Consider the following 18,059-nt stretch of genomic DNA (forward strand, 5'->3'; position numbering starts at 1 on the left):
CAGCATCCAAAGATGTCGAAAAATGTCGACTTTGGATGCTGGTGTACATGTTTGGGTCGTATGGGTTGGGGCCCTGGACGGACAGAGCGTGCGTACTAGAGCAGGTTTTCCTGTACCCATGCGATGATGTCGCTTGACTCGTAGAGCGGCTTGCCGTCGATGAACAAGCAGGGAACCTGGCGTTTTCCGCCGACGGCGATGAGTGTCTGCTCGGCTTCGGTATCGGTCGAGATATTGCGTTCGGGAATGGTCACGCTGCTATCGGCCAAAAAGCGCTTGACCTTTATGCAATACGGGCAGCCGGTCATAACGTAGAGCACGAGCTCGTGATCAGTAGTCATAGGTCTCCAATCGGTTGCGGTTTTGATTGAAATACCCAAAGCCGCCGCGGTCTATGCGCACGTCAACGACGACTCGATGGCCTGGACCAGAAACGCCGTGGCTCCGGTGCCGCAGGGCTTGTCGTAGTAGTCAACAAAGCGCTGGTCGGCAAGATAGCCGTGGGCGAGGCCCAGGTACGCCTCGTCTTGGGGCTCGCATCCCCAGTTGAGAGCAATCCATCGACGGTGCATTGTAACCAGTTTTTGAGCTTCGTTGCTCTCTGGGTCGCCAATGCCCATGGCAATCGAGAGCTGGCCCAAAATGGCGCGTTCAAGTTCCTTCATGTCGTTCCATGTCTGAGGATCCATATCCAGTAACGTTTCGTTTGCTGCATCGATAGCCTCATTGCCATAGCGAGCTCGAGCCTCGGCGCCGTAGCATTCCTCGTTTTCCTGCACGGTGCGCCAGCGCTCCAGTTGCGGCAGGACGGCGCCCATGAGCGAGACGGCTTCGTCAAGCGACATGCCGGTGTTTTGCGCCAGGCGCGGGGCACAGTCCTCGATCATCGCCTCCATGGTGGTGGCGTAGGTGTACTTGCCGTGGTCGTAGCACCACTTGCAGTAATGGTCGGTCGTGGCGCCCGTGGCATCGGTGCCGCAGTCGTCGGGCGTGAGTATCATGCCGCAGCTCTGACAATAGTGCTCGGGCATTTCGAGCAGGTGAGACAGGGGCTCGCCGGTTACGGCGGCAATGAGCTTCATCATGTCGATGCCCGGTGTGACCTCGCCGCGCTCCCAACGGCTGATGGCCTGGCGTGTGACGAAGAGCTTGGCGGCGAGCTGCTCTTGGGTAAGGTGATGGGCGCGGCGGACAGCGATGAGCTTTTCTGCAAAGGCCATAGCGGCTCCTTTCTGCTGGTTGATGGCTTAAGCATACGCGGTGACAGGCGCCCTTCCAAGCAACCGTTGGTTGCACGACGGGGGACCGCGGCGAAGAATTGCGCGTAACGCCCCATGCCCCCATGCCGTACAATGACCGGCATGGAACCTATCGCACACATACATACCGACCTGCCGCAGAAGTTCGGCATCCCGCGCAACAGCTTTTTGGCGCCCCATCTGCAGGGACGCATCGTTTTTGAGCCGGAATTTGCCTCCAATGCAGCGGTTGAGGGTCTGGACTCCTTCTCTCACCTGTGGCTGCTGTGGCGCTTCGAAAACGGAGCGCCCGGCGGCACGGTTAAGGACATAGCTACCGATGCCAAGACGCAGGACAGGTCCGGCACCAACGTCAAGTGGTCGAAAACCGTGCGTCCGCCGCGTCTGGGTGGAGCCGAGCGCGTGGGCGTATTTGCCACGCGCAGTCCGTTTCGCCCTAATCCCATCGGTCTTACCTGCGTCAAGCTCGATCGTGTCGAGCTCACCGACGATGGTCCGATCATCCATGTGCTGGGGGCCGACCTGCGCGACGGTACGCCCATCTACGACATTAAGCCCTACATTCCATTTGCCGACTGTCACCCGGATGCGACCGGCGGTTGGATTGAGGATGCTCCGTGGCAAACGCTCGATGTTGAGTTTCCACAAGCGCTGCAGGATATGGTCCCGCCCGCAAAGCTCCCCGGCCTGGTCGAGGTCCTTCGCCAAGATCCGCGCCGTGCGGGCAGTAAGCACGAGCCAAACCGCGTCTATCATCTGGCCTTCGCCGGGCTCGACATATCTTTTTCGGTCGATAAAACCCAGTTAACCGTAGTCGCCGTCAACGACGCGCGAGACTAACCAGCCATTCGCCCGCACCCGTCAAATTAAGCGCCAAACCCCGCGCCAAAACCGCCCACGCTGGTGGACAATAACGCCTACCAAAACAATCAACTTTGCACGGGAGCTTAGCATGAAATACGACTTTAGCTCGCTTATCGACCGCCACGGCATGGACGCCATCGCCGTTGACTCTTGGGGCGAGATCCCCGGTATGGCGCCGAACGCACCCGACGAGGGCTTCGATCGCATTCCCATGTGGGTGGCCGACATGAACTTTGCCACGGTGCCCACGGTCCAGGAACACATCATTCAGCGTGTCCAGCACCCCATGTTTGGCTATTTCAATCCGCGTCCCGAGTACTTCGACCGCATCATCGAATGGCAGAGCCGCCGTAATGGCGTCGAGGGTCTGCGCCCTGAACATATCGGCTACGAAAACGGCGTGCTGGGCGGTGTCGTGTCGACGCTGCGCGCGTATGTCCAGCCAGGCGATGCGGTGCTGGTCCACAGCCCTACCTACATCGGCTTTACCAAGTCCATCGAAGCCGCGGGCTATCGTATTGTCCACAGCCCGCTTAAGCTCGATGACCAGGGCGTGTGGCGCATGGACTTTGAGGACATGGAGCGCAAACTCGCCCAAAACCACATCCATGCCGCGGTGTTCTGCTCGCCGCACAATCCCTGCGGCCGCGTATGGGAGCGCGACGAGATCGAGCGCGCCATGGACATCTATCGCCAGCACGATTGCGTGGTGATCTCGGACGAGATTTGGTCCGATATCATCCTGCCGGGGCACAAGCATATCCCGACGCAGTCGGTGAGCGAGGATGCCCGCATGCGCACGGTTGCCCTCTACGCGCCCAGCAAGACGTTCAACCTGGCGGGTCTGGTCGGCAGCTATCACATCATCTATAACGAGACGCTGCGCGACCGCGTGTGCGCCGTGTCCAACAAGACCCACTACAACGAGATGAACGTCATCTCCATGCATGCGCTTATCGGTGCCTACCAGCAGCAGGGCTACGAGTGGCTCGATGAGCTCAATGAGGTCATCGAGGGCAACGTCGACTACTTCTGCAATTACGTGGACAAGCATTTTGCGGGCGTGTCCTATTCGCGTCCGCAGGGCACGTACATGGTGTTCCTGGACTGCACAGCGTGGTGCCGCGAGCATGGCCGCGATATTCAGTGGCTGCTCGACGAGGGCGCTCGTGTGGGCGTGGGGTATCAGGACGGCCGCCCGTTCCACGGGCCCTGCCACATTCGCGTGAATCTGGCACTGCCCCTTTCGCGGGTAAAGGAGGCGTGTGAGCGCCTGGACCGCTACGTTTTTGGGGTATAGGGGGCGCTCGATTCGAGTGCTGCCCCATGCGCCCACGCCGTCAAAATGCGTGGGCGCATGGGGCGCAGAGGGTAGCGAGCGCGTTTTTCGCATTCGCTACTTTTCATGAATCTGCTTGCCGCAAAGATGCTCAATCGAAATCTCGTAGAGTTGGACGCCCTTGATGTCTTTGGCGATTTCTTCCTCGACTTCTTCGGCAGAAGGGTAGTACTTAAGCGCGAGCTGGCGGACTTTGTCCTCGATAAACGCGGGCGCTTCATCTACCAGGCGACAACGACCAAAGACAACGGTACTCATAACGTAGGGAGCCCAGTCGCCGTCCTTGTACCACTCGTTGCCGTAAACGGTAAAGCAGATCTTGTCATCGCGCTTGAGTGCGTCGACCTTGTGGCCAGCCTTGGCGCCATGGAAATAAATCTTGTCGTGCTCGGCGTCGAAGAAGTAGTTGACGGGAATGGCGTACGGGTAGCCATCGTCGCCGTTGACGGCAAAGACGCCGCGCTTGCAGGTGGCGAGCAACTCGCGCGCTTCCTCGTCGGTGATGGCGCGTTTCTTTCGACGTAAGGGCCCAAACATCGTTGGTTTCCTTTCTGGTCGTGCATGGTGGTTGAGCACAAACTATAGCGAAACGGATCCGTATTTCTTGATGCGGGCGAGCATGTTTTTGAGCTTGTTAAAGTCGAGCGGCTTGGGCAGGTGAGCGTTCATGCCGGCATCGTGTGCCGCCTGGGCATCCTCGGCAAAGGCGTTGGCGGTGAGCGCGATGATGGGGATATCGGCCGCATCGGCCTTCTCGCTCAGACGAATCGCGCGGGTTGCCTCGTAGCCGTCCATGCCCGGCATCATGATGTCCATTAGAATCGCATCGAAGCTACCCGCGGGACGGCCAACGTATAGGTCGACCGTTTCGTTGCCGTCGGCGGTGCGAGTTACGACGATGCCCTCGCTTTCGAGCAGAGCCTGGGCAATCTCGGCATTGAGCTCGTTATCTTCTGCCAAAAGGACGTTCATGCCGGCAAGCGAGCAGCTGTTTGCCTGGCCGTCCGCACGTTCCCTTGCCTGAGGGTTCTTGTCGATATCGAGCGGAATCTGGACGTTGAACGTACTCCCCGCGCCAACCTCACTCGAAATCTCAATCGTGCCGCCCATCAGGTCAATAAGTGACTTGACGATTGGCATGCCCATGCCGGTTCCCTGGAACTTGCTGCGCGCATCGTCACCTTCCTGGGCAAACGGCTCATAGATATGCTTTAAAAACTCGGGAGCCATGCCAATGCCGGTATCCGAAACGCTAAAGCAAAAGAGCGCGCGCCCATCATCGAGTGGCTTGGTCTGTGAGCTAAAGGTGACGGAGCCGCCGCGCTTGTTGTACTTAATGCTGTTGTCTAGCAAGTTGATTATGATCCGTCGGATATGGGTGGGACTGCCGATCATGTATGGCCCCGTAGCGTACGGCAGGCTATTGTCCTGCAATGTGATGCCGTTACCGGACGCGCGGAGCTTGCACAGCACCAGCGCATCGTCACAGAGCTCTTTGAGGTTAAAAGGAGCATGTTCCAGTGTTAGCTTGCGGTCTTCGATTTTGCCCATCTCGAGGATATCGTTGATCAGCGAGAGCAGGTGATTGGCGGCAACACGCGCCTTGGCGCGGCTTTCGCGGGCGACTTGCATATCGCCGTCTTTCAATTCCTCAATTTCGATAAGACCCAGGATGCCGTTGAGCGGCGTGCGGATGTCGTGACTCATGCGCGTGAGGAATGCTGTCTTAGCGGCGTTGGCGGCATCGGCTTTCTGCTGTTCTTTCTGCGCGCGGTGAAGCGACCAGACAAGGATGACGATGCCGGTGAGCAAAATGCAGATGACGACTGCCGAAATGACGATGCGGTTGCGGTAGAGAAGTCGGAACGCATCCGATTCTTGCGCCGAGTACGATGTGGGGGAATAACTGCTTGCAGAGAGCGATTCGCCGGCATTGACGATGCCCTTATTGATAATTCCCAACAGCTCGGGCTTGCCGCGCGAAATTAAACACGATAGTTGCGCCGTGTTGGTGAGTTCCTGCGTTTCGAAATCCTCGATGCCATAGGTGTCGCGGATGGTTTCCAAGCGCGTGCTGGGGACAATGATGCAACTTGCCTCCCCCTTATTGAGGGCTTTGAGCGCCTCGCCGCCATTTGGATATTCGGTTATCGTTGCGTCGGGGAAGAGGCTCTCGAGCTCAAGACGGTTGACGATCGCGCTCTGCGTGCAAGCGATTTTCTTAAGGTCGCGGTTCAGGTTATTGCTGCTGTGAATGGCGGTCAGGGAAACCGTTCCCATCGGGTTTGACTGCACGACCCCTTTCTGTTCGGCAAGCCAGTAGTCGCGAAACAGAGGTAGGGCGACATCGATAGTTCCGTTGGAAAGGGCTTTGACCATTTGCTTGTTATTTGAGATCGCGACTGTTTTAACCGTAATGCCAAACTTGTCGCGCAACGTCGTTGCAAGCGAGGCGAGCGACCCTTCCATCTCGCCGTCGTCATTTTGCGTGCAGTAGGGAAGTTGGTTTTTAAGATAGCCAATCGTGATGGTGTTGCCGTTTGCTTTGAGCCAGGAGGTCTCGGTGCCGGTGAGCGATGATGAGCCGCTGTTTTGGGCCGAGTAGCTCGATTTGACTTCGTCGTTATAGCGCGGGTTGACGCGGGCGATTGCCGTCATGGCGGCATTGATGTCATTCATCAAATCGGGGCGGCTTTTGGGAACGGCAAAATAGTAGTCGCTCGAGCCTACGTAGAACATGGGCGAGGCATCGGGCGACGAAATGGTGTCGTTCATGATGACGGCGTCGACCTCGCCGTCTGCAAGCGCCTCAAAGAGGGCGCCACCGGTGTTGATTTCTTTATAGGTACAGGTGATGCCTTCGTTGGCGAGCCACTGCTGGCCGACGAAGGTTTGCATAGCGCCGGGGTTGTAGCCGATGGTAAGGCCTTGGAGCGCTTGGGGGTCACCCTTGGCCAGGTCGTCGCGATCGGGCCTGGCGTAGATGTAGTAGCGCTCGGTGCCCTCGGGATTCGAGGAAAAGAGCAACTTTTGGGCGCGTTCCTCGGAGTAGGAGATGTTGGGCATCAGGTCGATTTCGCCCGCCTCGAGCTTGTCCATGAGCTCGGTGAAGGTGCCACTGACGTATTCGTATTGCCAGCCGGGCGTGTAGTACGAAAGCGTCTGGAGGTATTCGTAACCCCAGCCCGAGAGGCGTTCGCCCGGCGTGCCTTCCTGGAAACCCCTGTTGCTGACGAGCCAGCCAACGCGGACCGTTTTGACCTGCTGATCAGAGTCGCCGGCATAGACGGGGGCGGGCATGGCGCCGCCCAGCACGGTAAGTGCGGTAAGCACGATGACCAGGGCACGATATATAGTTGAACGAAGGACAGCGGCAGTTCTCACATGCAATCCTAACGAATCGAGACATTACCGCATAAGGATACCAGCTCAGGTGCCCCGTTCGCCCACAGATATAGTCATCGGGGACGTTCTTAAACGACTAGTCATTGGGGACGTTCTTGAATGACTAGTCGTTTAAGAACGTCCCCGATGACTAGTTCCGTTTGCGGGGGAGGCGTGGGACAATATCGAGCAAATGTGAATGATTGTCCGCGGAAGGGGTCGCGATGAAAAAGCTGAGGACACTTGCCGATGTGTTGCATCAGGCTGGCTTTGCCCACATAACGGGCGTGTTTCTTGTCTTTTTCCTGCTCTGCTCAACGGCCGTCTGGCTGTCCGAGCCCACGACCCTCACCTTTGGCGACGGGCTCTGGTTTAGCTTTGAGACCGTGTCGACCATCGGTTTTGGCGATATTCCGGCCGAGACGCCGGTTGCCCGCGCCATCACCGTCATCTTGAGCGTCATCAGCATCTTCTACATCGCCATGCTCACGGGTGTTGCGGTGAGCTACTGCAACACGCTCATCAAGCTGCGCCAAAAGGACACCATGGCACGCTTTATGGACGACTTGGAGCATTTGGAAGAGCTCGACCGCGACGAGCTCGCCGACCTGTCGCGTCGCGTGCGCGAGTACCGTCGCCGGCAACGTTAGGGCTAGCGCATCGCGCAACAAGGGGGATTGCATATGAATATCACGGTGTACCTGGGCGCGAGCGTCGGCAACGATCCGGCGTTTCTGCCTGCGGTGCAGGAGCTCGGCACATGGATTGGCGCTCATGGTCACGCGCTGGTGTACGGCGGATCCAGGTCGGGCCTGATGGGCGCGCTTGCCGATAGCGTGCTCGATGCCGGCGGCCACGTGACGGGTGTGGAGCCGAGCTTTTTTATCGAGGCGGAGTTCCAGCACGACGGCATCGACGACCTTATCGTGACGAGCGATATGGCCGAGCGCAAGGCGAAGATGATCGAGCTTGGTGACGCGTTTATCGCCTTTCCGGGTGGCACGGGTACGCTCGAGGAGATTGCCGAGGTTATGTCTGCCGTGTCGTTGGGGCACCTCAACGCGCCGTGCATCTTGTACAACCTGGACGGTTACTACAATGACCTGAAGGCACTGCTCGAGCATATGATCGACAAGGGCCTATCGAGCCTGCAGCGCCAACAGGGAATTTATTTTGCCGACAACCTGCAAAAGATCGCATCGATCATCGACGGCTAGGCAACGGGCTCGCATGCGCGCGACACCCAATAGTGCCATTTGCAGCGCAGATGGTTGGCGCGTTCAGGCCACGTCCGCTCTACAATAAGACGTATTTCTGTCGACTTTGACTACGGGAGGGCCCGATGGATAAGCTTGCCAAACCTAAAAACCGCGCGCTGTTTTTGGTCAGCGTTGCCGTGACCGGCGCGTTCGCAGGTGCCGCAGTCTGGCTGTTCTTTTTTGCGATGGAGCACGGCATCGACTATCTGTGGACCGAGATCCCGCACATGTTGGGCGCCGCTTCGCCCGAGCTCGCGAGCGGCCCGTTCGGCTTTTTGCCGTATCCGTTTTTCGTCTGCCTGCTGGGCGGTCTGCTCATCGGTCTGTACGAAAAGCTGACCGGCACCAAGACCGACGACCTCAACCAGGTGATGGCCAAGGTCAAGCAAGACGGGCGCTACCCGTACGACAATCTGGGCAAGCTTTCGCTCGCGGCATTGCTGCCGCTGCTGTTTGGCGGAAGTATTGGACCGGAGGCCGGCCTGACCGGCGTTATCGCGGGTCTGTGCAGCTGGGTCGGCGACCGCATGCGCCGCTTTGGCGCCGAGTTTAGGGAGCTCACGTTGTTGGGTACCCAGGCCGCGCTGACGGCGCTCTTTACCGCGCCCGTCTTTGGCTTTGTGGCCCCGCTCGCCGGCAGCGCCGATGGCGATGAGGATTCCACGTCTGACGAGATCACCATTAAGCTCCCCAAGGCGCAGAAGACTGTGGTCTACGGCATCGCGATCGCGGGTGGTTTGGGAACCTATCTGCTGCTCGGCCAGCTTATGGGCGGCGGCATGGGCATGCCCAGGTTCGAGGCTGCCGAGGTGGGCAACCTCGAGCTCGCATGGCTTATCCCCCTGTCGCTGATCGGCACGGTCTGCGGTTGGCTGTACTTTGTCTCGGAGCACGCGAGCGAGGCGCTGGCCCATGCCATAGGGGAGCGCCCCGTCGTCAAGGCCATGCTGGCTGGCCTGGCGCTCGCCATCTGCGGAACGGTTCTGCCCTACACCATGTTTGCCGGCGAGACGCAGGCCGATGTCCTCATGGAAACCTACCTGACCATCCCCGCCGGTGTGCTTATCGCGACCGGTCTGGTCAAGGCTATGCTGACTCCCGCCCTCATCAACATGGGTTGGCGCGGAGGCCACTTCTTCCCGGTTATCTTCTCGGGCGTAAGCCTGGGCTACGGCCTTGCCATCCTCACCGGCGCCGATCCGGTCTTTTGCGTTGCCGTCTGCACGGCCTCGACGATGGGCGCCGTCATGCGCCAGCCCGTCATGGTCGTGGGCCTGCTGCTCATGTGCTTCCCGCTCAAGGGCATCGTCTGCATGATCATCGCCGCCGTCATCGCCGCCGGCATTCCGTTGCCCAAGTCACTGCGCAAGTAGCGCGGCTTTATCGCGGCACAATGCTCGGAGGATAAGAAATGATTCTGTACTTTAGCGCGACGGGAAACAGCGAGCATGTGGCGCGCCGTGTTGCAGCGGCAACGGGCGATAAGGTCATGTCGATTGAGCGCTTTGATGCCGAGTCCCTTCGTCTTGCCTTGGCGGGAGGGCCCTGTCAGCTTGGATTTGTTGCCCCGGTGTATGCCTGGGGCTTGCCGACGCCAATGATAGAGTTTTTAAAGACTGCCGACCTGTCGATTGCCGCTGGCGCAAAGGACGGCGGGCGACCTTATACGTTCTATGTCTCGACGTACGGTTCGACGACCGGCCAATCGGCGAAGTTTGCCCGCGATTTGCTGCGCGAGCGTGGGCTCGAGCTGGACGCGGCGATGAGCGTCAAGATGCCCGATACCTGGACGCCTGTTTTCGACCTGTCAGATCCTCAAAAGGTCGAGAGCATCAACAAGGCTGCCGAGGCGCAGATTGATGCCGTGGTCGAAGCGGTACGGGCGCGGCGTACGGGCAACATGATGCGCCATCGCGTGCCCCTGTTTGCATCGTGCGCATATCACGCGTTTGGGCTGCCGCGCATGCAACGGACGAGCAAGTTTGCCGTCGATGCCGATCGCTGCATCGATTGCGGCCTCTGCGCCAAGCGCTGCCCCATGGCGGCAATTGAGATGCGTGACGGGCTTCCCGTCTGGGCAAAGCCGGAGTGCGCCGCCTGTCTCCGTTGCCTGCACTGCTGTCCCAAGTTTGCCATCTCACGCGGTAAACGCACGGCTGCCCACGGTCAGTACAAGCATTCCAAGCCCGGCGTGAGGATGTAACGGCTGCGTGCCTGCTCTCTAAAAGCTCATGGTAAGAAACAAGCCGCGCGAGGCCGTGTGTTTACGGTCTCGCGCGGTTGTTGTTTAGAGCTTCCTCAACACGATTGCGATGGTGTTGAGGTATTCAAGCGCGCCCGCTTCAACGGCGGCGCGGTCGCCCGCTGCGTACTCGTTATCGCAGGCGAGCCAGTCTTCCCATGCCTCGTTGGTGCAGAGCATGGGCTGCATCGAGACGGTCTCGACGCCGGCGGTCGGCTCGATCATGGCGCGCCACCAGGCTATGTCGTGCATGTAGTCGAGCTGCTCAGGCGTCCAAGATTTGAGCAGGCAATCGGGCAGATTGTCGTGGCAGTCGCGGACCATGCCAGGGATGCTCCGGTAGAGCATTCCACCTTGCTTTACGTAGGGGAGCAAGCGCCCGCCCAGATAATGCGGGTCACGCCCATAGTAGTTGTACGAGTCGATGCTCACGACCGCATCAAAAAAGTCATGCTCAAATGGCAGCCCCTGAGAGGCATCCGCTTTAACAGGATGAATGGTGTTGCGGGGAATACCGAGTGAATCGAAGAACGCGCGGTTCTCCTCGGGGTCGCTCCACAGATCGACGGCGTAGGTGTCAAACCCGTATTCGCGGGCAAGCAGGGCGCTGGTGATACCGGTGCCCGACCCAAGGTCGCAGACGCGGGCGCCGCGGGGGATACGTGCGCCGCGAAGCAGCTCTTCGCAGAGCTTGAGGGGATTCGGCCCCATAATTTTAGAGCGTACGAGTGTCGCGTCGAAGCTGGTGGCTTTCGGGAAGGATTGAGATTCCTGGGATTGCATTGTTCTTTCCTATCAGGTGCAAATTGGCAGATGACGGAGGCGGAACGGCGCAACAAACCACGGCCGTTGGACGGCCGTCTTCATGGTTCTATGCGATTGACCGTTCCCTAAAGAACAATGACCAAAAAGACATCCCCTTGGATGATCGAGATTGGGCCAAGGCCCGTGACGTCTCTATTGTAGGACGTTACGGGCTGGCGGGGGATATGCCATTTGTCATGTATTGGCGGACAGTCGATTATGGCCACGGGCGTGCCGAGACTCGCGTTCCCTGCGCCTTACTTCCATATTGCGAGTGCGGCGGTGCCCAAAACGATGAGGGCAAGGCCAATGCCGCTGCGGCGCGAGAGTTTTTCGTTGAAGGTCAGGCGCGCGAACAATACCGAAACAAGGATCGAGAGCTTGTCGATCTGTACCACGACGCTTACCTGCCCGGCGGCAATGGCGTAGTAGTAGAACAGCCATGACGCGCCGGTTGCAATGCCCGATGCTGCGAGAAACGCGAGTTCATGTCGGTCGACGCACGCGACCTGCTCCAGTTTTCCCTTGGCCGCCACAATCGCCCACGCCATGGCGAGTACCACACAGGTGCGGATCGCCGTTGCCAGATTGGACTCGACGCCCTCGATGCCAACCTTGGCAAGGATGGATGTGAGCGCCGCGAAAACGGCGGCGCCGATGGCGTAAACGAGCCAAGTCAGGTCTTGCTTCTGGCCCACGCCGGCTGACTGTCTCTTCTCAATCATCAGGAATGTGCCGAGGGTGATTGCGGCCGTCCCGATAAGCTTTACGGCAAGATTGCTTGTCTCGCCAAAGAGAACAATGGCGGTAAGCGCGGCGAGTACGGTGCTCATCTTGTCGACGGGTACGACTTTGTTGACGTTCCCGATGCTGAGCGCCTTGAAATAACAGATCCACGAGGCGCCGGTGGCAAGTCCCGAGAGAACGAGGAACAGCCAGGACTTGGGCGCGATGCTGCCAATGGTTCCGGCGGATCCGGAAACACCTGCCATTGCCCAGGCAAATATGAGCACCATGCAGGTGCGGATGGCAGTCGCGATGTCGGAGTCGGTATGTTTGATGCCACATTTGGCCAAAATAGATGTGATGCCGGCAAAGAATGCCGATGCAAACGCTGCAACAACCCACGACACGGGTGCGGTGCCTCCTCAAGAACGACTACGCCAGGTCTACGGTGCTCGTCCGATGATACCGCTTGCGGCTACAAGTCGCGTGCTCGATAGATCTTGGTGCTGACGGTGCAGCTGATTGCAAATAGCACGAACGCCAGGACGGCAATGCCGGCGCACAGACATCCGATGACGGCGGGGTCGGGATTTGCTCCGGCAAATGACATAAGCCAGATGCTAATGGGGTTGGAGGAGCTCAGTATTGCCATAGTGCCGCAGCCAAGTAGGGCAAACAGGCCGACGGATAGGCGCAGTGCCTCCATGTGTCCAAATCGGAAAAATATCGGCTGTGCCAAAAACACCATCATGAGGGAGATGAGCATCGACGTCGCCGAGGCGGTTGCGATTTCAAAGATCGTCTGGCCTGTCGAAGGGATGCCCATGTGGTCGAAGAACGGAAGGGCGAGGATGTTCAGGAGCGTAGCCGCGCATGCCATGACGGCCGAGGAGGCAATAATGCACAGGTAGCGTGCGCAGACGATGTCTTTGCGCGAGAACGGCAACGTTGCTCGATAGCGCTCCCAACCGTTTTGGTTATCGTAGCCAGCCAGCGAGTTCATGATTATGATGGGCGACATGGCGCTGACTGCACAGGTGCCGGCGCTCATGCCGGAGTCACCATCCGTCGCGTTGGCAAGGGTCAGCACGACGAATATGAACAGGCCGACGCCGGCGATGCTCGGGAGAAACGAGCGCATGATGGCGGTCTCGGACATAAAGGCGCGTTTCATTTGGATGCCCCTTTCAGCGTGAGGCGCAGATAGTCATCGATGGAAATCCGATCACAGGGAATCGCGGGAAAGGCCTCGAGCGTTTCGCGGCGATTGGGGACGAGTACGTCAACGCTGTAGGCGTGACGGGTGGCGCGGGCGCCTTCGACGTAAGCCATAAGCTCGGCAGCTTGCGCCTGGGAACAGTGAGCAATGCCGGCGCGATCGGTAATGTCCTCGCGCGGCAGGTCGAACACAATCGAGCCACTATCGATGCAGGCGACACGGTCGGCGGCGCGTTCAAGATCGGATGTAATGTGGCTCGAGAACAATACGCCGTGCTGTCCGTCGGCAACAAAGGCGAGCAGCTCGTCGAGCAGCTCCTCACGTGCCATGGGATCGAGACCTGCCGTGGCTTCATCCAGGATGAGCAGCTCGGCCTTGTGGCTGAGCGTACACGCGAGCTGCAGCTTCATACCCATGCCGCGGGAGAGGTCTTTGACCTTTGCCTTGGGGTCCAGGCCAAACCGGTTGATGTGGCCAGCAAACGTTTCATGACTCCACGTGGGGTATGCCGGGCTTACGAGTGCCTCGACCTCGGCCACTTTGAGCGTGGAAGGGAAGGGGCACGTGTCCAGTACGAGACCGATGCGGGAGCGCATGCGGCGTTGTTGTTCATCGGACGCATTGGCATTGCAGCGCTGCCCAAACAGGTACACCTCGCCGGCATCGAGCTTTATGAGTCCGAGTGCGGCGCGGATGGTCGTTGTTTTACCGGCGCCGTTTGCGCCCACAAAGCCGACAATCTGACCGGGTTCTACGGTGAGTGTGACATCGCGCAGCGAAAAGCGATCACTTACGCGGCGTGAGACACCTTTGAGTTCTAGCAAGTTTTGCATGGTATAGCCTTTCTTGCAGATGGCTACTGCATGGTTTCGGGGGCTACCAGGTCGAGCATCTCGTGCAACTTATCGCGCGTGACGCCCAGGGCTTCTGCCTGTGTCGCTGCCTGTGCAAGCAGCTCTTCGACATGGCAGAGCTGGTTTTCGCGCAAGAGCTCTTGGTTGCCCTTGGCGACAAAGCAGCCTTTGCCTTGCACGGTGCAGATAAAGCCGAGCTGCTCTAGGTCGGCGTAGGCGCGCTTGGTGGTGATGACGCTCACGCCGAGGTCGCTTGCGAGTGCGCGGATGCTGGGGAGTTTGGCTCCCGCGGCGAGCACGCCCGAAAGGATTTGAGCCTTGACCTGCGAGGATATCTGCTCGTAGATAGGCTTGTCGCTCGAATTGGATAGGATAATGTCCACAGCGGCTCCTTAGCTGATGGGCTACACGTGTATATAACCGGTAAGCACAGTATATATACACTATGCACAGTTACGCAAGAGGAAAATCGGAATGATTGGCCACCGTTTGTCTAAATCTGTAACAACAAGCCCCGAATATCCCAGCTAGTTGTTACAGATTAAGATGCTGTTTGTCCGCCGGTCCTTTTGTCTCGATTTGTAACATCTGGAGCGGTTTTGGGCGGCTAGATGTTACAGTTCGAGATTTTGCCGGCAGGCCCATCCGTTTGTCTCGATCTGTAACAGGTAGAGGTTCAAAAACCGCTCCAGATGTTACAGATCGAGACAAACTGCTGCGGAGCGCCGCCGCCGACCGGCAGTCAAAGCCTCGACTGATGAATTTGTCCTGATAGGTGCCCTGTCGCAGCATTTCGCGGCTACAATAGTCGCGTTACAACGACGTAATGCACTCAATGCAAGAAAGGATCCGCATGGCAAGCCTGTCGGATGAAATCTCGTCGCGCCGCACATTCGCGATCATCAGCCACCCGGACGCCGGTAAGACCACACTTACCGAGAAGCTGCTGCTCTATACCGGCAGCATCCAGACTGCCGGCTCGGTCAAGGGCAAGAGCTCGGCCAAGCATGCCGTCTCGGACTGGATGGACATCGAGAAGGAGCGCGGTATTTCCGTTACTTCCTCGGTGCTGCAGTTCACCTACAACGGCGCCTGCGTCAACATCCTCGATACCCCCGGCCACCAGGACTTCTCGGAGGATACCTACCGTACCCTTATGGCCGCCGACGCTGCTGTTATGGTCATCGACGGCGCCAAGGGCGTCGAGGCCCAGACCAAAAAGCTCTTTAAGGTCTGTACGCTGCGCCACATTCCCATCTTCACCTTTGTGAACAAGCTCGACCACGAGGCTCGCGATCCGTTTGAGCTCATGGAAGAGATCGAGAACGTCCTGGGCATCAATACGTATCCCATGAACTGGCCGATCGGCAGCGGCCGCAACTTCCGCGGCGTGTTCGATCGTCAGACCCGTCGCGTCATTGCCTTCGAGGGCGACGGCCACGCCAACGCCACCAAGAAGGTCGCCGAGGTCGAGGCCGAGCTGGGCGACCCTGCCATGGATGAGCTCATCGGCGAGGAGAACCATAAGAACCTGATGGACGACATCGAGCTGCTCGATGGCGCTGGCGACGAGCTCGACTTGGATGCTGTGGCCTGCGGCAAGCTGAGCCCGGCGTTCTTTGGCTCGGCGCTCACCAACTTTGGCGTGGAGCCCTTCCTCAAGGAGTTCCTGCGTCTGGCCCCGACGCCGCGCGCCTATACCGATACGCTCACCAGCGAGCCGGTCGATCCCTGCCGCGACGACTTTAGCGGCTTTGTGTTTAAGATCCAGGCCAACATGGACAAGAACCACCGCGACCGCATCGCCTTTGTGCGCATTTGCTCGGGCAAGTTCGAGCGCGGCATGGACGCCTTCCACGTGCAGGGCAACCGCAAGCTTAAGCTTGCTACTGGCACCTCGATGATGGCCGATGACCGTGCGATTGTTGACGAGGCGTACGCGGGCGATATCGTGGGCCTGTTCGATCCGGGTATCTTTAGCATCGGCGACACTGTGTGCTCTGGCAAGCGCCACGTGCAGTATCCGCAGATCCCGACGTTTGCCCCCGAGATGTTCGCTCGCATTACGCAGGTCGACACGCTCAAGCGCAAGCAGTTCGTCAAGGGCATGGAGGAGCTTGCCCAAGAGGGTGCTATCCAGATCTTCCGCGAACTGGGTGCCGGCATGGAAAGCGTCATCGTGGGCGTGGTCGGCGTGCTGCAGTTTGAGGTGCTCGAGCGCCGCCTCAAGGCCGAATACCGTGTTGAGGTTCGTCGCCAGCCGTTGCCCTATACCGATATCCGCTGGATCCAGAACGACCCCGACACTATTGATATCCCGGGCCTTTCGCTCACGCGCGACACCCTGCGTGTCGAGGACATGCGCGGCGGTAAGCTGCTGCTGTTCACGAGCCCGTGGAACGTGGATTGGGCAACCGACCACAACCCCGACCTTATCCTGTCGGAGTTTGGCAACGTAGCGTTTTAACGCATCGGCGCGGTGGCCCTGCGGGGCTGCCGCGCCGATTGCTTGCCTGATGCCGCGCGAGCGGCTATCATACCCACCGTCGTCTCAAGACCGGGGCGTCCGAGCAGTTCGGGTCCGATATCCTGCTCGTTAAACCTAAAACCAAAGGAGTACATAATGATCAAGAAGGTCATGGAGGACTACAAGGTCCTGCTGCGGAGCATTCCCGCGGCAACGGTTTCGCTGTTTTTCGTGAGCGTCATCATGATGAACCTGCTGGCCAACAAAGAGCTCATCAGCCTGCCATATCTGGCGCTCGACTGTGGCTTTGTGGTGAGCTGGGTTTCGTTTTTGTGCCAGGACATGATCTGCAAGCGCTTTGGCGCCAAGGCATCCATCAAAATCTCTATCCTCGCGCTGCTGGTCAACCTGGCCGTGAGTCTGTGCTTTTGGGCATGCTCGCTCACGCCCGGCATGTGGGGCGCCTACTACGACACGGGCATGATCGAGGTCAACACTGCCCTTAACGCCACCATCGGCGGCACCTGGTACGTGGTGCTGGGCTCTTCGCTGGCAATGCTCGTTTCTGCCGTGGTTAACTCCACGCTCAACCAGTCGCTCGGCCGCATGCTCAAAAAGAATAACTTTGCGAGCTTTGCCTTCCGCTCCTATGTGTCCACGGGTGTTGGCCAGTTTATCGACAACTTGGTCTTTGCCATTGTGGTGAGCCACACGTTCTTTGGTTGGACCTGGGTGCAGGTCCTTATGTGCTCGCTGACCGGCGCTGTTGCCGAGCTGCTGTGCGAGGTTTTCCTGAGCCCCGTGGGCTACAAGGTCGTGCGCGGCTGGGAGCGCGAGAATGTGGGCTCCGAGTACCTCGAGCGCCACGCAACCGCCTAAGGAGCAAGTATGCGGGTTTTGATCACGGGTGCTTCGGGCGGTATCGGAGCCGCATGCGTGCAACGATTTTTGGACGAGGGCCACGAGGTCGTGGGCTTTGATTTGCTACCGGCGGCGATCAAACACGAGCGCTACCGCCATCTGATCGTTGATGTTCGCAAGCCGGACGCGTTTCCAGACGATCTTGAACCCCAGGTGATCGTGAACGTTGCCGGTACGCAGGATTCGGCTGACGACATCGCCGCCAACCTGTATGGCACCATCAACGTGACCGAGCGCTACGCCTTTGCGGGGGAGGGGCTTGCCGCCAAGCCGGCGCCGGCTATCAAATCCGTGGTCAATGTGGGGTCGGCGAGCGGGCATACGGGATCGGAGTTTCCCGACTATGCCGCCAGCAAGGGCGGCGTTATCGCCTACACCAAGAACCTTGCAAACCGTCTGGCGCCGCAGGCTATCGCCAACAGTGTGGACCCGGGTGGCGTTATCACGCCGCTCAACCGTTGCGTGATGGAAGACGAACACCTGTGGAACCAGATTATGGAGCTCACGCCGCTTAAGCGCTGGGCCACTGCCCAAGAGATCGCCGAGTGGATCTACTTTGTGGGCGTGACCAACCGGTTTATGACCGGGCAGAGTCTGCTGATCGATGGCGGCGAGGCCGGCCGCACACAATTTATTTGGCCCGAATAGGAAACGCGCCCGATGGAATGAACTGCACCCCAAAACCTGGACGGCTTAAATAAGAACTACGCCGCAAGGGACT

General features: G+C 58.9%; 18 protein-coding genes. 9 read left to right on the top strand and 9 right to left on the bottom strand.

Annotated features, from left to right (window positions below; all coding sequences use genetic code 11):
- Positions 1–95: 95 nt before the first annotated feature.
- Both FGQ61_RS06295 and FGQ61_RS06300 read right to left on the bottom strand, forming a co-directional pair.
- A complete protein-coding gene (locus FGQ61_RS06295) occupies positions 96–341 on the bottom strand; it encodes a glutaredoxin family protein (RefSeq protein WP_138374952.1) in 246 nt (81 codons plus the stop codon).
- A gap of 51 nt (positions 342–392) precedes the next feature.
- Complete coding sequence (locus FGQ61_RS06300) at positions 393–1,220, bottom strand: TipAS antibiotic-recognition domain-containing protein (RefSeq protein ID WP_138374953.1); 828 nt, start codon at positions 1,218–1,220, stop codon at positions 393–395.
- A 141-nt stretch (positions 1,221–1,361) separates the two neighbouring features.
- Between FGQ61_RS06300 and tsaA the strand changes: the two genes are divergently transcribed.
- Positions 1,362–2,099: a tRNA (N6-threonylcarbamoyladenosine(37)-N6)-methyltransferase TrmO gene (tsaA, locus tag FGQ61_RS06305; RefSeq protein ID WP_229025976.1), complete on the top strand. Its 738-nt coding sequence runs from the start codon at positions 1,362–1,364 to the stop codon at positions 2,097–2,099.
- A 112-nt stretch (positions 2,100–2,211) separates the two neighbouring features.
- Positions 2,212–3,423 carry a MalY/PatB family protein gene (locus tag FGQ61_RS06310; protein ID WP_138374955.1) on the top strand — a complete coding sequence of 404 codons (1,212 nt, stop codon included), beginning with the start codon at positions 2,212–2,214 and terminating at the stop codon, positions 3,421–3,423.
- Positions 3,424–3,519: 96 nt separating this feature from the next.
- Here FGQ61_RS06310 and FGQ61_RS06315 read toward each other — a convergent pair whose 3' ends face one another.
- Both FGQ61_RS06315 and FGQ61_RS06320 read right to left on the bottom strand, forming a co-directional pair.
- A complete protein-coding gene (locus FGQ61_RS06315) occupies positions 3,520–3,999 on the bottom strand; it encodes a pyridoxamine 5'-phosphate oxidase family protein (RefSeq protein ID WP_138374956.1) in 480 nt (159 codons plus the stop codon).
- A gap of 42 nt (positions 4,000–4,041) precedes the next feature.
- Positions 4,042–6,846, bottom strand: a complete 2,805-nt coding sequence (locus FGQ61_RS06320; RefSeq protein WP_138374957.1) for an ATP-binding protein — start codon at positions 6,844–6,846, stop codon at positions 4,042–4,044.
- A gap of 224 nt (positions 6,847–7,070) precedes the next feature.
- Here FGQ61_RS06320 and FGQ61_RS06325 point away from each other — a divergent pair, with 224 nt between their 5' ends.
- The 4 genes from FGQ61_RS06325 (at position 7,071) to FGQ61_RS06340 (ending at position 10,308) form a co-directional block, all read left to right on the top strand.
- Positions 7,071–7,496, top strand: a complete 426-nt coding sequence (locus FGQ61_RS06325) for a potassium channel family protein (RefSeq protein WP_138374958.1) — start codon at positions 7,071–7,073, stop codon at positions 7,494–7,496.
- A gap of 33 nt (positions 7,497–7,529) precedes the next feature.
- Positions 7,530–8,063, top strand: coding sequence for an LOG family protein (locus tag FGQ61_RS06330; protein ID WP_138374959.1), 534 nt, complete (start codon positions 7,530–7,532; stop codon positions 8,061–8,063).
- Positions 8,064–8,188: 125 nt separating this feature from the next.
- Positions 8,189–9,478 carry a chloride channel protein gene (locus FGQ61_RS06335; RefSeq protein ID WP_138374960.1) on the top strand — a complete coding sequence of 430 codons (1,290 nt, stop codon included), beginning with the start codon at positions 8,189–8,191 and terminating at the stop codon, positions 9,476–9,478.
- A 38-nt stretch (positions 9,479–9,516) separates the two neighbouring features.
- Positions 9,517–10,308 carry an EFR1 family ferrodoxin gene (locus FGQ61_RS06340; protein ID WP_138374961.1) on the top strand — a complete coding sequence of 264 codons (792 nt, stop codon included), beginning with the start codon at positions 9,517–9,519 and terminating at the stop codon, positions 10,306–10,308.
- Positions 10,309–10,392: 84 nt separating this feature from the next.
- Here FGQ61_RS06340 and FGQ61_RS06345 read toward each other — a convergent pair whose 3' ends face one another.
- From FGQ61_RS06345 to FGQ61_RS06365, 5 genes are all read right to left on the bottom strand, one after another.
- Positions 10,393–11,130 (bottom strand): SAM-dependent methyltransferase, encoded by a 738-nt coding sequence (locus FGQ61_RS06345; RefSeq protein ID WP_138374962.1) that lies wholly within the window; start codon positions 11,128–11,130, stop codon positions 10,393–10,395.
- Positions 11,131–11,408: 278 nt separating this feature from the next.
- Positions 11,409–12,284 (bottom strand): EamA family transporter, encoded by an 876-nt coding sequence (locus FGQ61_RS06350; protein ID WP_138374963.1) that lies wholly within the window; start codon positions 12,282–12,284, stop codon positions 11,409–11,411.
- Between the two features lie 68 nt (positions 12,285–12,352).
- Entirely contained in the window at positions 12,353–13,051 is a 699-nt protein-coding gene (locus FGQ61_RS06355) for an ABC-2 transporter permease (protein WP_138374964.1), read from the bottom strand.
- Positions 13,048–13,929 (bottom strand): ABC transporter ATP-binding protein, encoded by an 882-nt coding sequence (locus tag FGQ61_RS06360; RefSeq protein ID WP_138374965.1) that lies wholly within the window; start codon positions 13,927–13,929, stop codon positions 13,048–13,050. Before FGQ61_RS06360 ends, FGQ61_RS06355 begins: the two co-directional genes overlap by 4 nt.
- Positions 13,930–13,952: 23 nt before the next feature.
- Entirely contained in the window at positions 13,953–14,333 is a 381-nt protein-coding gene (locus FGQ61_RS06365) for a GntR family transcriptional regulator (protein ID WP_138374966.1), read from the bottom strand.
- Between the two features lie 470 nt (positions 14,334–14,803).
- On the opposite strand from FGQ61_RS06365, the gene FGQ61_RS06370 reads away from it, so the two are divergent.
- From FGQ61_RS06370 to FGQ61_RS06380, 3 genes are all read left to right on the top strand, one after another.
- Entirely contained in the window at positions 14,804–16,417 is a 1,614-nt protein-coding gene (locus tag FGQ61_RS06370; protein ID WP_055252215.1) for a peptide chain release factor 3, read from the top strand.
- Between the two features lie 156 nt (positions 16,418–16,573).
- Entirely contained in the window at positions 16,574–17,296 is a 723-nt protein-coding gene (locus FGQ61_RS06375) for a VUT family protein (RefSeq protein WP_022093974.1), read from the top strand.
- A gap of 9 nt (positions 17,297–17,305) precedes the next feature.
- Positions 17,306–17,986, top strand: coding sequence for an SDR family NAD(P)-dependent oxidoreductase (locus FGQ61_RS06380; protein WP_022093973.1), 681 nt, complete (start codon positions 17,306–17,308; stop codon positions 17,984–17,986).
- The last annotated feature ends 73 nt before the right edge of the window (positions 17,987–18,059 follow it).

The sequence above is a fragment of the Collinsella aerofaciens genome (assembly GCF_005844325.1).
GTDB classification, from domain to species: Bacteria; Actinomycetota; Coriobacteriia; order Coriobacteriales; family Coriobacteriaceae; genus Collinsella; species Collinsella aerofaciens_G.